The organism is Phreatobacter sp. GW821-FHT04C01 (assembly GCF_059420385.1).
In genome coordinates this window covers 333,137-348,701 of the sequence record NZ_JBWKTP010000004.1, presented here as the reverse complement: position 1 = coordinate 348,701, position 15,565 = coordinate 333,137, and the positions used below count along the sequence as shown (strand labels likewise).

Sequence of the window (15,565 nt, the reverse complement as noted above, 5' to 3'; positions counted from 1 at the left end):
TGAAAGCAGCAGGGTTGCACCGCACTGCAACACCAATCTGACACGGTTCAGCCGGCCCGCGAAGACCGGACATGCCCGGCTCGCGCAAAGCCGCCCTGACGAATTTGCGGGGACAGCACCCACAAACCTGCCATGGTGCGCGGCCTGCCCGGCACCGCGGCGGCGAATCAGCCGACGCTGAGCGCCTTCAGCTTGCGATGCAGCGCCGAGCGTTCCATGCCGATGAACTCGGCGGTGCGGGAGATATTGCCGCCGAAGCGGTTGATCTGGGCCGCCAGATATTCCCGCTCGAAGGCCTCGCGCGCCTCGCGCAGGGGCAAGGCCATCAGGTGCTCGCCGCCCTGCCCTTGCGGCATGGAGGGCACCGCCGAGCCGACATCCGGCGGCAGCATCGAGACGTCGACCACGGCATCGGGATCGCCGCCGGCCAGGATCAGCACGCGTTCGATATTGTTGCGCAGCTGGCGCAGGTTGCCCGGCCAGTCATGCGACTGCAGCACGGCCATGGCGTCATTGCCGATCTTGCGCTTGGTCAGTCCGGTGCTCGCCGAGATCTGGTCGAGGAAATGCTCGACCAGATCGGGAATGTCCTCGCGCCGCTCGGCCAGCGTCGGCACCCGGATCGGCACCACCGCCAGCCGGTGGAACAGGTCCTCGCGGAAGCGGCCCTCGGAGATTTCGCTCTGGATATCGCGCGCCGTCGAGGAAATGATCCGGACGTCGACCTGCACCCGGGTGGTGCCGCCGACACGCTGGAAGCTCTGGTCGACCAGCACGCGCAAGATGCGATTCTGCGTCTCGCGCGGCATGTCGGCGATCTCGTCGATGAACAGGCTGCCGCCATGGGCCTCCTCGAGCGCGCCCACCTTGCGGCCCTGGCCGTTCTCGCCTTCCGATCCGAACAGCTCGATCTCCATGCGCTCCGGCGTGATCGCCGCGGCATTGATCACGATGAACGGGCCGTTGGCCCGCACCGAAGTCGTATGCACGGTACGGGCGGTCAGCTCCTTGCCGGCTCCCGACGCGCCGAAGATCATGATCCGGCTGTTGGTCGGCGCCACCCGCTCGATCGTCTGGCGCAACTGGTTCATCGCCGAGGAACGGCCGACCAGTCCGGTCGACTGGCCGGAGATCTGCCTGAGCGCCTTGACCTCGCGCCTGAGGCTGGAGGTCTCGATGGCCCGTTCGGCCACCAGCACCAGCCGATCCGACTTGAACGGCTTCTCGATATAGTCATAGGCGCCGCGCTTGATCGCCGAGACCGCGGTTTCGATATTGCCGTGGCCGGAGATCATCACGACGGGCACGTCGGGATGACGTTCCTTGACCACGTCGAGCAGTTGCAGGCCGTCGAGCCGGCTGCCCTGCATCCAGATGTCGAGGAAGATGAGGTTGGGCCGGCGCGCCTCGATGGCCGCCAGCGCCTCGTCGGAATTGCGGGCCGTGCGGGTACGATAGCCTTCGTCGTCCAGAATACCCGCGACGATGTCGCGAATATCGGCCTCGTCATCGACCACCAGAATATCGCCTGCCATTCGTCCAACCTGTTCCGATATCACTCGGCCGCCGTGGCGGGAGCCACAGCGACTTTCTGGTCCTTGAAACTCAAGCGGATGCACGCCCCGCGGACCCGCCCCTCGGCATCGGGCGGCGCGTCGAACAGGCCGAGGCTGCCGCCATGCTCTTCGAGGATCTTGCCGACGATCGCGAGCCCCAGCCCCGTACCCTTGGTGCGGGTGGTGACATAGGGCTCGAGCAGCCGGTGACGGTTCTCCTTGGGTAACCCCATTCCGTTGTCGATCACGTCTATCGCAAAGAAAGGCGGATTTGCGACGAGACGCACCATGATGCGTCCCTTGCCGCGTTCATCCTCAGGAACCGCCGCGATCGCCTCGGTGGCGTTCTTGATGATGTTGGTCAGCGCCTGGCTGATCAGCCGGCGATCGAAGGAAGCCGGCCAGACCCCGTCCGCGACATCCGTCTCGATCTCGATGTCGGGATAGCCGATGCGCATCATGAACACCGCCTGGCGGACGGTGTCGGCGACATCCTCGCGCTCGAAGACCGGCTTCGGCATGCGCGCGAAGGATGAGAATTCATCGACCATCCGGCCGATATCGCCAACCTGGCGGATGATCGTATCGGTGCACTGGTCGAAAACCTCGCGGTCCTCGGTGATCACCCGGCCGTAACGCCGCTTCAGGCGCTCGGCGGACAGCTGGATCGGAGTCAGCGGGTTCTTGATCTCATGGGCGATCCGGCGCGCGATGTCGGCCCAGGCCGAGGTGCGCTGGGCCACCACCAGGTCGGTCACGTCGTCGATGGTGACGACCGCGCCATGGGCGCCCTCCTCGTCCGCTTCGAGGGCGACCCGCACCACCAGCGTCCGTTCCCGGCCGCCCCGCACCAGCATGACCTGGCCCTGCACGAGGTTGGCGCCCCCCTGCCCGGCCCGGCCGATCAGTTCGGCCAGTTCCGGAACTTTTTCGGCGAGCGTCACGCCCGAGAGTTCGGTGGCCGGCACACCGAGAATATCCGAGGCCGAGCGGTTCATCAGCGTCACGTGGCCGGCTTCGTCCAGGCCGAGAACGCCGGCGGTGACCCCCGACAGCACGGCTTCGGTGAAACGCCTGCGGCTGTCGATCTGGTCGCGGGCGCTGATCAGGTCCTCGCGCTGCTGGCGCAACTGCGCGGTCATCTTGTTGAAAGTGTCGCCGAGATTGGCGAGATCGCCTTCCGATTTGCGGATATGGACCTCGACGCCGAGATCGCCGGCCGCGACCTGGCCGGCCGCACCGATCAGCCGCCGGATCGGCTGGACCAGGCGATTGGCGAAGCTCAGCCCCAGGAACACCGCCGACAGCGTCACCAGGAGCGCGATCAGCGCGAACATCAAGGCAAAGGCGATCTGCAGGCCGAGCCGCCGGTCCTGCAGCTGCTGATATTCGAACAGCCCGAACTGGGTCGCCCGGAGATGCTCGCCGATCCGCGGATTGATCGGGCGAACGATATAGAGGAACTCGTCGACGCCGCGCTTGAGCCGGAGGATCGCTTCGATGAAGTCGCGCTCGCCGCGCGACGAGACGTTGACGATGATGTCGTCGGTCTTGCCGACCTCGTCGAGGATCGTCGCGGGAATGCTGAAATCGACCTGCACCGGCAGGTCGGCCGCCTCCACCACGCTGCCGTCGGGGCGGACCAGCCGGACCACGACAAAACCGCGCACCAGCGCCTGGGCGGTCAGGAAGCGCTTGAAATCGACCTGGCGGCTGTCGAGCGCCCGGATGCGCTCGATATCCTGCGTCAGGGCGCCGGCTTCCGCCCGCACCAGTTCGATCTGTTCGCCGATATAGGCGTTGGCGACCTGCGCGGAGGCCTCGACCGCCCGCTTCACGCCGCCCGAGAAAATGCTTTCCAGGCCGCGATCGAGCGTGACCGACGCCGCGACCGCCAGCACCGCCACCGGGATCGAGGCGACGAAGGCGAACAGGCGCACGACCCGCTCGTGCAGGCGCGAGGCCGCCTGGCCGCTGCGCCGGGCGCGCCGAAGCGCCAGGATCTCCCGGACGATCATCAGCGTCAGCGCCAGCACCAGCGCGGCATCGACCGCCAGCACGCTGAGCACGACCTCGTGTGTCGGCGCGATCGGCGCGAGGCCGGTGACCAGCAGGAAGGTGACGAGGCCTGCCAGCAGCGCGACCGCGACCATGACCGGCCCGGCCCGGCCGGATCGAAGCCGCGGCATGGTCGCCGCGTCGCCGACGGTGTGGGTCACGGGATCGGGCGTTGCTTGAGCCGTCATGCAGTGAATGCTCTCCGGACGGCGTGCCGGGCCACCCGCATTGGCAGCCAAACAACCCGATCGCAAAGGAATCCTGCGGCCCTCTTACAACAACTGTGACCGAAAAGTCACGTAATTGGCCTTCACGTCACCGCGAGGTGAGGTCAACGCGTAAACCCTCTCCCGCGACGACGCGGGCGAGCGTTGACGCGCCAGCCCTCACCGCGAGGTGCGGATCACCTGGATATCCAGATCGCGCACCTTCTTGCGCAGGGTATTGCGATTGACCCCGAGCAGGTCCGCCGCCTTGATCTGGTTGCCGCGGGTGGCGGCGAGCGCCGCCGAGATCAAGGGGATCTCCACTTCGCGCAGCACCCGGTGATAGAGGCCGGGCGGCGGCACGTCGTCGCCGAACGATTTGAAATAGGTGCCCATGTGGCGCTCGACCGAGGCCATCAGCGTTTCGTCCTCGCGCGCGGCCTCGCGCGCCGACATCGGCTCGGGCGTCGACAATTCGTTGTCGATGATCGGCCCGGTGATGATCTCCTGCGGGTAGAGCGCGGTCAGCCGCCGGATCATGTTCTCCAGCTCGCGGACATTGCCCGGCCAGCGATAGCGCTTCAGCTTCTCCATCGCGCCGGCGTCGATCTGCTTGGCCGGCAGGCCTTCGCGTTCGGCCTGGGCGAAGAAATGGCGGACCAGGTCCGGCACGTCGTCGCTGCGCTCGCGCAGCGGCGGCAGCCGCAGCGGCACCACGTTCAGGCGGAAGAACAGGTCTTCGCGGAACATGCCCTGCTGGATCTGCTGGCGCAGGTCCTTGTTGGTCGCGGCGACGATACGGACATCGGCCTTGATCGGCGTGCGGCCGCCGACCGTGGTATATTCACCCTGCTGCAGCACGCGCAGCAGGCGGGTCTGGGCCTCCATCGGCATGTCGCCGATCTCGTCGAGAAACAGCGTGCCGCCCTCGGCCTGCTCGAACCGGCCGGGATTGCGCGCCTGGGCGCCGGTGAAGGCGCCTTTCTCATGGCCGAACAATTCGCTTTCGATCAGGTCACGCGGGATCGCCGCCATGTTGATGGCGACGAAGGGCCCGGCGCGGCGCTTGCCGTAATCATGCAGCGCGCGCGCCACCAGTTCCTTGCCGGTGCCGCTTTCGCCGACGATCATCACGGTCAGATCGGTCTGCATCAGGCGGGCCAGGACCCGGTAGATGTCCTGCATGGCCGGCGACCGGCCGACCAGCGGAATGGTGTCGGCATCGGCCAGCGGCGCCTTGCCGCCGAGCTTGCCTTTCGGTTCGGCCAGCGCCCGCCCGACGATCGACACCAGTTCCTTCAGGTCGAACGGTTTCGGCAGGTAGTCATAGGCGCCCCGCTCGGAGGCCTTGATCGCGGTCATGAACGTGTTCTGCGCGCTCATCACCACGACCGGCAGCTCGGGCCGGAGCTTCTTGATGCGCGGCAGCAGGTCGAAGGCGTTTTCGTCGGGCATCACCACGTCGGTGATGACGATGTCGCCGTCACCCTGGGCCACCCAGCGCCACAGCGTCGTCGCATTGCCGGTCAGCCGGACGTCGTAGCCGGCCCGCGACAGCGCCTGGTTCAGCACCGTCCGGATCGCGGCGTCGTCATCGGCGACCAGGATCGTTCCCGTCGGCATAGGTGAACCTCGTCAAAGAGCTTTGCGGCCGTTGATGTCGTTATGCGACACGCGCGCCATGGGCAGGAGAATCCGGAACACCGTCTTCCGGGGCTGACTGTCGCATTCGACGATGCCGCCATGATCGCCGACGATCTTGGCGACCAGGGCGAGCCCGAGGCCGGAGCCGGAGCTCTTGGTGGTGACGAACGGATCGAAAAGATGCGGCAGCAGGTCGTCCGGCACGCCTGGACCATTGTCGCGGACGCAGACCTCGAGCGGCAGCGCCACCCGGCTCGCGGTGCCCGGCATGGTCAGGCGCACGCCCGGCCGGAACGCGGTCGAGAGCATGATCTCGCCCTCGCCGGTATGATCGCCGATCGCTTCCGCCGCGTTCTTCACCAGGTTGAGGAAGACCTGGATCAACTGGTCGCGATTGCCGAAGACCGGCGGCAGCGACGGGTCATATTCCTCGGCGAAGCGGATATGCCGGGCGAAACCCGACTGCGACAGCTTCTTCACATGTTCCAGGACGACATGGATATTGACCGGCTCGCGCTCGACCGGCCGCTCGTCGGAGAACACCTCCATGCGGTCGACCAACTTCACGATGCGGTCGGCCTCGTCGCAGATCAGCCGGGTCAAGGTCCGATCCTGATCGTCGACCGAGGTTTCCAGCAGCTGCGCGGCGCCGCGGATGCCCGACAGCGGATTCTTGATCTCATGCGCCAGCATGGCGGCAAGGGCCGTCACCGAACGGGCCGCGCCGCGATGGGTCAGCTGCCGGTCCATCTTGTCGGCGATAGTGCGTTCCTGAAGCATCACGACGACGGCGCCCGGGCGCTCCGGCATCGGCGCGACATAGATATCGACCACCCGTTCGGCGCCGTTGCGCGGCGTGCCGAGGTCGACCTTGTATTCATTGACCGGCGCGCCACGATCGCGCACCTGCTCGATCAAGGCGAGCAAGGGGCTGCCGAAGGGGACCAGCTCGCGCAGGGCATGGCGCCTGAGAACCGGGATCGACGCCTGGAAAAAGGCTTCGGCCGCCGCGTTTCCGTCGAGAATCGTCCCGTCGGACGACACGCTCACCACCGGATGCGGCAGGGCGTTGAGGATCGAATCATGGCTGTCTGCGGCCATCGCGGCGGGTTTGGCTGCGAGTGTCATGCCGCCGCCCTCCAGGCCAGCGTGTCGTAGGCTTCGCCGAGCGCCGCGATCACCTGTTGCGGCTGGTCGAGGGTCAGCACCCGCTGGCGCACCGTGGCAAGCGTCGCGGCGCTGGCTCCGGCATGATCGGCCGCCGCGTCCAGCGCCCAGCCGAGATGCTTGCGGGCATGGCGCACGCCGACGGCGATGCCGTAGTGCCCGAGCTGGGCCTCATAGAGCTCGACGACCACGGCCCGCTGGGTGGCGAGATCCGGATCGGCCGGCACCGGCGCACCGACCAGATGGGCGCCGACTTGGGCCAGGAACCAGGGCTTGCCCTGCGCGCCGCGGCCGATCATCACCGCATCGGCCCGGGCCTTCTCCAGGCAATCCGACGCGTGCTCGGCCGTCGTGACGTCGCCATTGGCCACCAGCGGCACGCCGATCGCGGCGCGCACTCTGGCGATCAGCGACCAGTTGGCCTGCCCCTTGTAGAATTGCTGGCGCGTCCGTCCGTGAACGGTGATCAGCTGAATGCCCGCCGCCTCGGCGCGCCGCGCCAGCTCGGGAGCGTTGATCGAGGCCTCGTCCCAGCCGAGTCGCATCTTCAGCGTCACCGGCACGTCCACTGCCGCGACCGTCGCCTTGATTAAATTTTCAGCATGATCGAGATCGCGCATCAGGGCCGAGCCGGCATAGCCGCCGGTGACGCGCTTCGCCGGGCAGCCCATGTTGATGTCGATGACCTTGGCGCCGGCGCCGGCCGCCACCTTGGCGCCCTCCGCCATCCAATGCGCTTCGCAGCCGGCGATCTGGACGACGTGCAAATCCAGCCCGTCGCCCTCGGCGCGCAGCCGCGCCTCCTCTTCGCCAAGCGCCAGATCGTCGCTCGGCACCATCTCCGACACCACCCAGCCGGCACCGAACCGCGCCACCATGCGGCGGAACGGGGCGTCGGTGATACCGGACATGGGCGCAAGCGCCACTGGGCTGGCGATCCGATGCTGGCCAATCGAAAGAGCCACGGCCGAAGGCGTCGTGGTCGAAATCTGCGCCATTCGAATGCCTATTTCCTGTGCGCCCAATCGAATGCCTACAGTTTAGACATCTTTGCCGCACCGCACAAGAGGAATGCTGATCGGATCGACAGGCGCCGTCGGTGCGGCATCCTCTCGACCGGATCGGTCGCGGTCCGGGATCCGCCATGCCCCAGCGGTTCCCGGACGCGCCGCCTTGGGGGCGGGAGCGCCGCCGGCGCCGGCCCGCCCGACATCCATGGGGTCAGACCGGCAGGCGCAGGTCACCTGGTTTTTCGGGAAGGAACTCCCCGGCCCGCGACCGCTTGTGAAGATCCGCGATCGTGACTCCCGCCGCGCGGGCGGCGATCATTTTCGGCGGATCGATCGCGACGCCAATCGGATTTTCGGCGAAATCCGGCGAGGTGCGCATCCACGCGCTGGATTGCGACCAGTCGCCGAAATTGTCGCTCTGGAGCTCGACGCTGTTTCCGTCGGGGTCGAGATAATAGAACGACGTGGTCAGGCCGTGATCCAGGCAGGCATGGGGCAGAATGTCGCCGAGGGCCAGCCGCGAATAGTTCTGCAGCAGCGCATCCAGGCTCGAAAATTCGAAAGCCATGTGATGCATACCGGTATGAACGAGCTTGTCGGGATCATCGCTGAGCGCCGGCGTCTGCAGCAAGGCGACGCGATGGTTGGCCTCGTCATTGGTGGTCCAGGCGCCGCCCTCGAACTTGAAATTCGGCACGCAACCGACGACCGACTTGTACCATTGCAGCATCTCGTCGAGCCGGACGGTCTTCAGCGTGACATGGTGCAGGACCGGTCGCTCCTGGATGTCCATGGTCTGTTTCATTGGCTTCCTCCTGAAAATCGCGGCCGGATCGAGGGCACGGCCTCGGTGCTGAGGGTCGACGGTGCGGCTGCTTGCGAGCCGTCGTCCCGACACCCTCGCGGCAAATATAGATCAGGGGCCCGAAACTGCATTTCCGACTTTCGCCACGGCCCGCCGGCCAGGTGGCGGGCGTTTCTCGAGCCGAGCCCCGGCGCGCCAGCAAGCGATATCGTCCATGGAGGCCGGCGGCCAACGTCCGTCGGCGGCGACCTTGCTGCCTACCCCGCCGCCGGAATCCGGGCTAGTATCGTTGCACTGTGATTTTGACCGGTTGATTCTGGTGCAACAATTCGTGGATGCCCGGGACAAGCCCGGGCAAGACGATGTGTTGACCGCGCTGTGTGCAGGGCCACGGCGCGGGTTCTGTTCCCAGCCGATCCAGCACCTGTCGCTCCAAGGACAATTCTCGTCTTGCCCGGGCTTGTCCCGGGCATTCACGAATTTATCCACTCGCGGGAATCAAGCCATCACATCCCCATGCAGCAACATTAGAGCGTTGCCGCCCGGGGGGAACCATTCTGTTTCGCGGCCGGCCGGTTCATGCTGGACCGGACGGCCCTCGGGTCAGGAGCGAGCGACCAGACGAATGACGAGACCGACCGGACTGATTGCCGCGCTGATCGTCGCTGCCGGACGCGGCAGCCGCGCGGGCGACGGCCCTCCCAAGCAATACCGGCTTGTCGGCGGCAAGCCGCTGCTCACCCATTCCCTGGCGGCCTTCCTGGAGCATCCCCGGATCTCGACCGTCCGGGTGGTGATCGATCCGGCAGACACGGCCCATTACGACGCCGCGATCACTCCGGCCGCCTCGCTCGGCCCGGCGCTCCGCGGCGGCGCGACGCGCCAGGCCTCCGTCCTGGCGGGGCTCGAGGCGCTGGCGCAGCTCTCCCCCGACATCGTGCTGATTCACGATGCGGCCCGCCCCTTCGTCTCCGCCGGCCTGATCGACCGCGCCTTGGCCGCCATCCGCGAAACCGGCATTGTCGCCGCCGTGCCCGGCACCCCGGTCGTCGACACGATCAAGACCGTCGACCACGCCGAAGCGGTCACCGGCACGCCCGACCGGCCTCGCCTGCGCGCCATCCAGACACCGCAGATCTTCGACTTCGCCGCCCTGCTCGCCGCCCACCGCCGCGCGGCCGCCGCATCGGATATCGCGGCCACCGACGATGCCGCGGTGATGGAATGGGCCGGCCATCCCGTGCGGGTCTTTGCCGGCGACCCGGCCAATATGAAGCTGACCTATCCACCGGATTTCGAAGCCGCGGAGCGCCTGATGACCCGGACCGTCGCCATGAACGACCTGCGGATCGGCCAGGGTTATGACGTCCATGCCTTCGGCCCGGGCGACCATGTCTGGCTCGGCGGCGTCAGGATCGCGCATGATCGCGGCGTGGTGGCCCATTCGGACGGCGACGTGGTGCTGCACGCGGTGACCGACGCGCTGCTCGGCGCCATTGCCGATGGCGATATCGGCAGCCATTTCCCGCCGAGCGACCCGCAATGGCGCGGCGCCTCGTCCGACCGGTTCCTGAGCCATGCCGGCCAGCGCATCGCGGCGCGCGGCGGCCGGATCGGCAATATCGACATCACCATCGTCTGCGAGGCGCCGAAGGTCGGGCCGCATCGCGACGCCATGCGCGGCCGCATCGCGGAGATCCTCGGATTGCCGGCGGAGCGCGTCGCCATCAAGGCGACGACCAGCGAGCAAATGGGGTTCATCGGCCGGCGCGAGGGCCTTGCCGCCCTGGCGGTGGCGACCGTCAGGCTTCCGGGAGAGTAACATGGACGAGGCGACGATCCGCGCGGCGGCGACCGAAGTGCTGGCGCTCTGCCGCGCCAGGGGATGGATGGTGGCGACGGCGGAAAGCTGCACCGGCGGCCTGGTCGCCGGCGCGCTGACCGCGATCGCCGGCTCATCCGACGTGGTCGACCGCGGCTTCGTCACCTATACCAACGAGGCCAAACACGAGATGCTCGGCGTGCCCGAGGCGGTGCTGGCGAGCGTCGGCGCCGTCTCCCGCGAGACGGCGGAGGCCATGGCGCGCGGCGCGCTCGGACGGTCGAGGGCCCATCTCGCCGTATCGATCACCGGCATTGCCGGCCCGGGCGGCGGCAGCGCGACCAAGCCCGTCGGGCTCGTCCATTTCGCCGCGGCGTCCAGCAACGGCCGGATCGTCGCCGAAGAACACCGCTTCGGCGCGATCGGCCGGGACGCCGTGCGGGCGGCAAGTGTTGCCGTCGCGCTCGGGCTGTTGAAGCGGCTGGCGGCCGGCTGAGCGGTCAAACGAACGGCTTGCGATGCGTGCGCGGTAGACAGGCCGACCTGCCGTCAGCGCGCCTCCGCCGCCGGTTTGTTCCCATAAACCACGTCGGCGCGCGCCTCGAAGGCCTCGGCGAAACGCCGGAACGCCGCGTCGAACACCGCTCCCATCACCAGGGCGAGCGCCCGGCTGCGAAATTCGTAATCGATGGAAAAACCGACGACGGTCGAATCCGCGCCGTCGGCGGCGAAATGCCAGTGGTTCTCCAGGCGCGAGAACGGACCGTCGAGATATTCGGCCAGGATGTGCAGGCGCGGCCGGTCGAGCGTCACCCGGCTGGTGAAGGTCTCGCGCAGCATCTTGTAGGCCACCGTCATGTCGGTCACCAGGATCTCGATGCCGCCATCGCCGGCATTGACCCGCCGGCGCACCCGCAATTGCTGGCAGAGCGGCACGAATTCCGGATATTTCTCGACATCCGCCACCAGGTCGAACATCTGCGCCGGCAAGTGCCCGACCCGCCGTTCCGTCTTGAAAACCGGCATGGCCTCAGGCTCTTGCGCTGGCGGGAACGGCGGCCAGGACGTCGGCCGCCTGGCTCCGTGTCGTGAAGCCGACGAGCCGCTGATCGGCACGCAATCCGGCGAAATAGGCAAGCAGTTTCGGCCGCTGCAGCCGCCGGTAGGTCCAGACATAGCGCAGGAACGCCAGATCGATCCGCTCGGGGCAGCCCGGCGCCATTTCGGGCCGGACCCGGCCATGGCTGGCGGCGATCCGCCTGGCGACGCCGGTGAGGCAGGTCAGGCGCGGCAGGTCGAACCAGAAGACCGCATCGGCGCGCGACCGGCGCAATTCGCCGGCGCCATGCCTGGTATAGTTGCCGTCCATCACCCAGGCCGGCCCGGCGGCCGCCGCGGTCACCCTGGCCGAGAATTCGGCCGGCTCCGATTCGCGCCAGCCGGGCTTCCAGAACAGCGCATCGAGCGACACGAAAGGCGCGCCGAGCTTGTCGGCGAGCGCCCGCGCGAAGGTCGTCTTGCCCGAGCCCGAACAGCCCATCACCAGCACCCGCTGCATCGCCGTCGAACCGCTCAGCGGCCGAGCTTGGCGAAACGGGCCGCCTTCAACCGCGCGAAATCCTCGCCGGCATGGTGCGACGAGCGGGTCAGCGGGCTCGACGACACCAAAAGGAAGCCCTTGGCGCTGGCGATCGTCTCGAAGCCCTTGAACTCGTCAGGGGTCAGGAAGCGGATCACTTCATGGTGCTTGCGGGTCGGCTGCAGATATTGGCCGATGGTCAGGAAATCGACCTCCGCCGAACGCAGATCGTCCATCAGCTGGAGCACTTCGTTGCGCTCCTCGCCGAGGCCAACCATGATGCCGGACTTGGTGAAAATGGTCGGATCGAGCTCCTTGACCCGCTGCAGCAGCCGGATCGAGTGGAAATAGCGCGCGCCCGGGCGCACCTTCAGATATTTCGACGGCACCGTTTCGAGGTTGTGGTTGAACACGTCGGGACGGGCCGCCACCACCACTTCCAGCGCGCCGTCCTTGCGCAGGAAGTCGGGCGTGAGGATCTCGATCGTCGTCTTCGGCGAGCGCGCGCGGATGGCGCGGATCACCTGGGCGAAATGCTCGGCGCCGCCATCGGCGAGATCGTCGCGGTCGACCGAGGTGATGACGACATGTTCCAGGCCGAGCTTTTCCACCGCGATCGCGGTGTGCTCGGGCTCATGCGGGTCGAGGGCGCCGGGCATGCCGGTCTTGACGTTGCAGAACGAGCAGGCGCGTGTGCAGGTGTCGCCCATGATCATGAAGGTGGCGTGCTTCTTTTCCCAGCACTCGCCGATATTCGGGCAGCCGGCCTCCTCGCAGACGGTGACGAGGCCGTTTTCCTTCACGATGCGGTTGGTCTCGGCCCATTTGGGCGAGCCCGGCGCCTTGACGCGGATCCAGTCCGGCTTGCGCTGGATCGGCTGGTCCGGGCGGTGCGCCTTTTCAGGGTGCCTGGGGCGGGCGTCCCGCTTCAGGGTATCGATCAGCGTGGCCATGGCTCATCCCGACGCGACTATCGTGTCTCATTAGGCGGCTTGGGGGCGATTTCGCAAGACCCGCCGGCCGGTTCGGCGATCAGGGCTGCGCTGCCCGCGGCGGAAAGCCGGTCCGGCGACCGAAAATTGCCGATAGACCGGCCCCGCCGGATCATATCGGTCGCGCCCGGACAGCGCCCCGAATGGTGGGCATGCCGGCTCCTCCCCGGCGCTTTCGGCGGCGAAGATTGCCCGCCGGCTCCAGCCGTTCAATTCACGCCGCGGAACGTCACTGACGGCGCGCCGGGTCGAACGTCTCGATGAAACGGATCAGCGCGGCGACCGCCAGGCCCATGTCGCGGACGCTCGCGAATTCCGCCGGGTTATGGCTGATGCCGCCCTTGCAGCGCACGAACAGCATGGCGAAATCGGTGAGCTTGCTCATCGACTGGCCGTCGTGACCGGCACCCGAGACCAGCCGCGGCGCCGGCAGGCCAAGGGTTTCGAGGCTTCGCGCCAACCCGTCCTGCAGCCAGGGCGCGCAGGCCGCCGTGGCGCAGTCGTGATAGGTTTCGAGCGTGACGGTGCAGCCGCGCGCGGCGGCGATCTTTTCGACCCGATGGGTGAATTCGGCCAGCGCCTTGAACCGCGGCTGATCCGAGGAAGCCCTGAGGTCGAGCACGAACTCGACCATGTCGGGCACTACATTGGCGGCTCCGGGCATCACCTTCATGGTGCCGACGGTGGCGACCATCGCCGCTTCGGGATGCGCCTTGGCAATGGCTTCGGCTGATATCACCATCTCGGAGGCGGCGACCAGCGCGTCCTGGCGCATCGCCATCGGCACGGTACCGGCGTGGCCTGCCATGCCGCGCACGGTGACGCGGGTGCGGAACTGTCCGGCGATGGAGGTCACCACGCCGAGCGGCGCGTCCTGGTGTTCCAGCACCGGTCCCTGCTCGATATGGACCTCGACATAGGCGAGAGCCTCCTCGCGCGGCAGGGCGGCCGATGCGACGGCCTGCGGGTCGAGGCCATAGTCGCGCATCGCGCGCTCCAGGGCGATGCCGTCGCCGTCGACACCGGGCAGCCAGCGCTCCTCGAACTGGCCGGCGACCGCGGCCGATGACGACAGCACGGTGGGAAAGCGGCTGCCCTCCTCGTCGCCGAAGGCCAGCACGTCGACAGCGAAGGCAAGGCGCCGGTCCTGGTCGCGAAAGTGTTCGATCGCCAGGATGCCCGCGACAACGCCGAGCATGCCGTCATATTTGCCGGCATTGATCACCGTATCGATATGCGAGCCGATCAGCAGCCGCGGCACGGCATTGCTTCCCGCCGTCTCGCCAGCCCTGGCATAGTGGCCGCGCATGGTGCCGAGCCCATCCTCGGCGACGCTCATGCCGGCTTCGGCCATCCACTGCCCCACCAGGTGCGCCGCCCGCTTGTGCTCCGGCGTCAGGAAGCGCCGGGTCAGCCGGTCCGGCTCTTCGGAAATCGCCGCCAGCTCTTCCAGCATGGCCTCGGCGCGCGCGCCGAGCCGTTCGATATCGGGCATGGCCATCAGGATGTCCGCCGGCATCACTTGGTGCTCGCCAGAAAGGCGCCGAGCTCGGCGCGTTCGGTGTCGGTCATGCCGGTTTCGTTGCCGAGCGGCATGGCCTTGGATTGCACGGATTGCTGCACGATGGCTCCCGAGAAACGTCTGAGGTCGGCTGTGGTCTCCAGCGTGACGCCTTTGGGCGCCTCGGTGAAGCCCGCATGTTTGGGCTGGCGCGCATGACAGGCGCCGCAGTGCCGGGCGGCGAGCTCCAGCGCGCGCGCCTCGCTGACCTGGCCGGCGCCGGCGAGGTCGAGCCGCGGCCGCTGCGCGGTGACGAAGATCATGCAGACGAGCGCGACGGCCGCCACCGGCACCGCCCAGCCATAGTTCTGCCAGGGGTCACCCGCCTCGTGACGGTTGATCGTGTGCTGCACCAGCGCGCCGCAGACGACGATGAAGGCGACCACCAGCCACTGCGCCGGATGGCCGTAGAGCATGGGATAATGGTTCGACACCATCATCAGCAGCACCGGCAGCGTCAGGTAATTGTTGTGGGTCGAGCGGGTCTTGCCGATCTTGCCGTATTTCGGGTCCGGCTTGCGCCCGGCAATGAGGTCGCCGACCACGATCTTCTGGTTCGGAATGATCACCAGGAAGACATTGGCCGCCATGATCGTGCCGATGAACACCCCGACATGAATGAAGGCGCCACGTCCGGAAAAGACGTTCGAGAAGGCCCAGGACGCGGCGACGATCAGGGCAAAGACGATGACCGACAGCAGCGTCGGGTGGTTGGCCACCGGTGAGCGGCAGAGCGCGTCATAGACCAGCCAGCCGGCGACGATGGAGCCGAGCGACAGGCCGATCGCCTGCCAGGGCACAAGCGCCGCCACGGAGGGATCGATCAGGAAGCCGCGGGCGTTCCAGTAATATTGCACCGCGAGCAGCACGAAACCGGAGACCCAGGTGAGATAGGCCGCGAAGCGGTGCCAGATCAGGTCCGGCGGCAGGTTGGCCGGCGCCACCAGATATTTGTCGACATGATAGAAACCGCCGCCATGGACCTCCCAGGCCGTGCCGTCGGGCCCCGGCGACCCGGCCGCCTTGGCCTTCAGCTGGTAGTCGAGCGACATGAAATAGAAGCTCGTGCCGATCCAGGTGATGCCCACGGTCATGTGGAACCAGCGCGACAGCAGGTTGAGCCAATCGGCGGCGAGGGCGAAATCCATGATGGGTCCGGGAACGG

The 15,565-nt window shown here is 67.4% G+C and carries 12 protein-coding genes and 1 pseudogene; 2 read left to right on the top strand and 11 right to left on the bottom strand.

Annotated elements, in window-relative coordinates:
• Positions 1–167: 167 nt before the first annotated feature.
• The 6 genes from ntrX to AC07WJ_RS17510 all read right to left on the bottom strand — a co-directional run bounded on the left by ntrX (position 168) and on the right by AC07WJ_RS17510 (position 8,446).
• Positions 168–1,535: a nitrogen assimilation response regulator NtrX gene (ntrX, locus tag AC07WJ_RS17535; RefSeq protein WP_494935903.1), complete on the bottom strand. Its 1,368-nt coding sequence runs from the start codon at positions 1,533–1,535 to the stop codon at positions 168–170.
• Between the two features lie 20 nt (positions 1,536–1,555).
• The gene (locus tag AC07WJ_RS17530) at positions 1,556–3,802 is read right to left on the bottom strand and encodes a sensor histidine kinase NtrY-like (RefSeq protein ID WP_494935902.1); all 2,247 of its coding nucleotides are present in this window, start codon (positions 3,800–3,802) and stop codon (positions 1,556–1,558) included.
• Between the two features lie 198 nt (positions 3,803–4,000).
• On the bottom strand, positions 4,001–5,443 hold the full coding sequence (ntrC, locus tag AC07WJ_RS17525; protein WP_494935901.1) for a nitrogen regulation protein NR(I): 1,443 nt from the start codon (positions 5,441–5,443) through the stop codon (positions 4,001–4,003).
• Between the two features lie 12 nt (positions 5,444–5,455).
• On the bottom strand, positions 5,456–6,592 hold the full coding sequence (locus tag AC07WJ_RS17520; RefSeq protein ID WP_494935900.1) for a two-component system sensor histidine kinase NtrB: 1,137 nt from the start codon (positions 6,590–6,592) through the stop codon (positions 5,456–5,458).
• Positions 6,589–7,629, bottom strand: a complete 1,041-nt coding sequence (dusB, locus tag AC07WJ_RS17515; RefSeq protein WP_494935899.1) for a tRNA dihydrouridine synthase DusB — start codon at positions 7,627–7,629, stop codon at positions 6,589–6,591. The genes AC07WJ_RS17520 and dusB overlap by 4 nt, the downstream gene beginning before the upstream one ends.
• 223 nt (positions 7,630–7,852) lie before the next feature.
• Entirely contained in the window at positions 7,853–8,446 is a 594-nt protein-coding gene (locus AC07WJ_RS17510; protein ID WP_494935898.1) for a VOC family protein, read from the bottom strand.
• Between the two features lie 625 nt (positions 8,447–9,071).
• On the opposite strand from AC07WJ_RS17510, the gene AC07WJ_RS17505 reads away from it, so the two are divergent.
• On the top strand, positions 9,072–10,268 hold the full coding sequence (locus AC07WJ_RS17505; protein ID WP_494935897.1) for a bifunctional 2-C-methyl-D-erythritol 4-phosphate cytidylyltransferase/2-C-methyl-D-erythritol 2,4-cyclodiphosphate synthase: 1,197 nt from the start codon (positions 9,072–9,074) through the stop codon (positions 10,266–10,268).
• Between the two features lies 1 nt (position 10,269).
• Positions 10,270–10,761 (top strand): annotated as a pseudogene (locus tag AC07WJ_RS17500) (CinA family protein); the annotation flags it as partial.
• A gap of 56 nt (positions 10,762–10,817) precedes the next feature.
• On the opposite strand, the gene AC07WJ_RS17495 reads toward AC07WJ_RS17500, so the two are convergent.
• The 5 genes from AC07WJ_RS17495 to AC07WJ_RS17475 form a co-directional block, all read right to left on the bottom strand.
• Positions 10,818–11,294 carry a type II toxin-antitoxin system RatA family toxin gene (locus tag AC07WJ_RS17495; RefSeq protein WP_494935896.1) on the bottom strand — a complete coding sequence of 159 codons (477 nt, stop codon included), beginning with the start codon at positions 11,292–11,294 and terminating at the stop codon, positions 10,818–10,820.
• A 4-nt stretch (positions 11,295–11,298) separates the two neighbouring features.
• Positions 11,299–11,826 (bottom strand): AAA family ATPase, encoded by a 528-nt coding sequence (locus AC07WJ_RS17490; protein ID WP_494935895.1) that lies wholly within the window; start codon positions 11,824–11,826, stop codon positions 11,299–11,301.
• 14 nt (positions 11,827–11,840) lie between these two features.
• Entirely contained in the window at positions 11,841–12,800 is a 960-nt protein-coding gene (gene lipA, locus AC07WJ_RS17485) for a lipoyl synthase (RefSeq protein ID WP_494935894.1), read from the bottom strand.
• A gap of 268 nt (positions 12,801–13,068) precedes the next feature.
• Entirely contained in the window at positions 13,069–14,358 is a 1,290-nt protein-coding gene (locus AC07WJ_RS17480; RefSeq protein WP_494935893.1) for an allantoate amidohydrolase, read from the bottom strand.
• Positions 14,358–15,548: a urate hydroxylase PuuD gene (locus AC07WJ_RS17475; RefSeq protein ID WP_494935892.1), complete on the bottom strand. Its 1,191-nt coding sequence runs from the start codon at positions 15,546–15,548 to the stop codon at positions 14,358–14,360. The genes AC07WJ_RS17480 and AC07WJ_RS17475 overlap by 1 nt, the downstream gene beginning before the upstream one ends.
• Positions 15,549–15,565 lie beyond the last annotated feature (17 nt).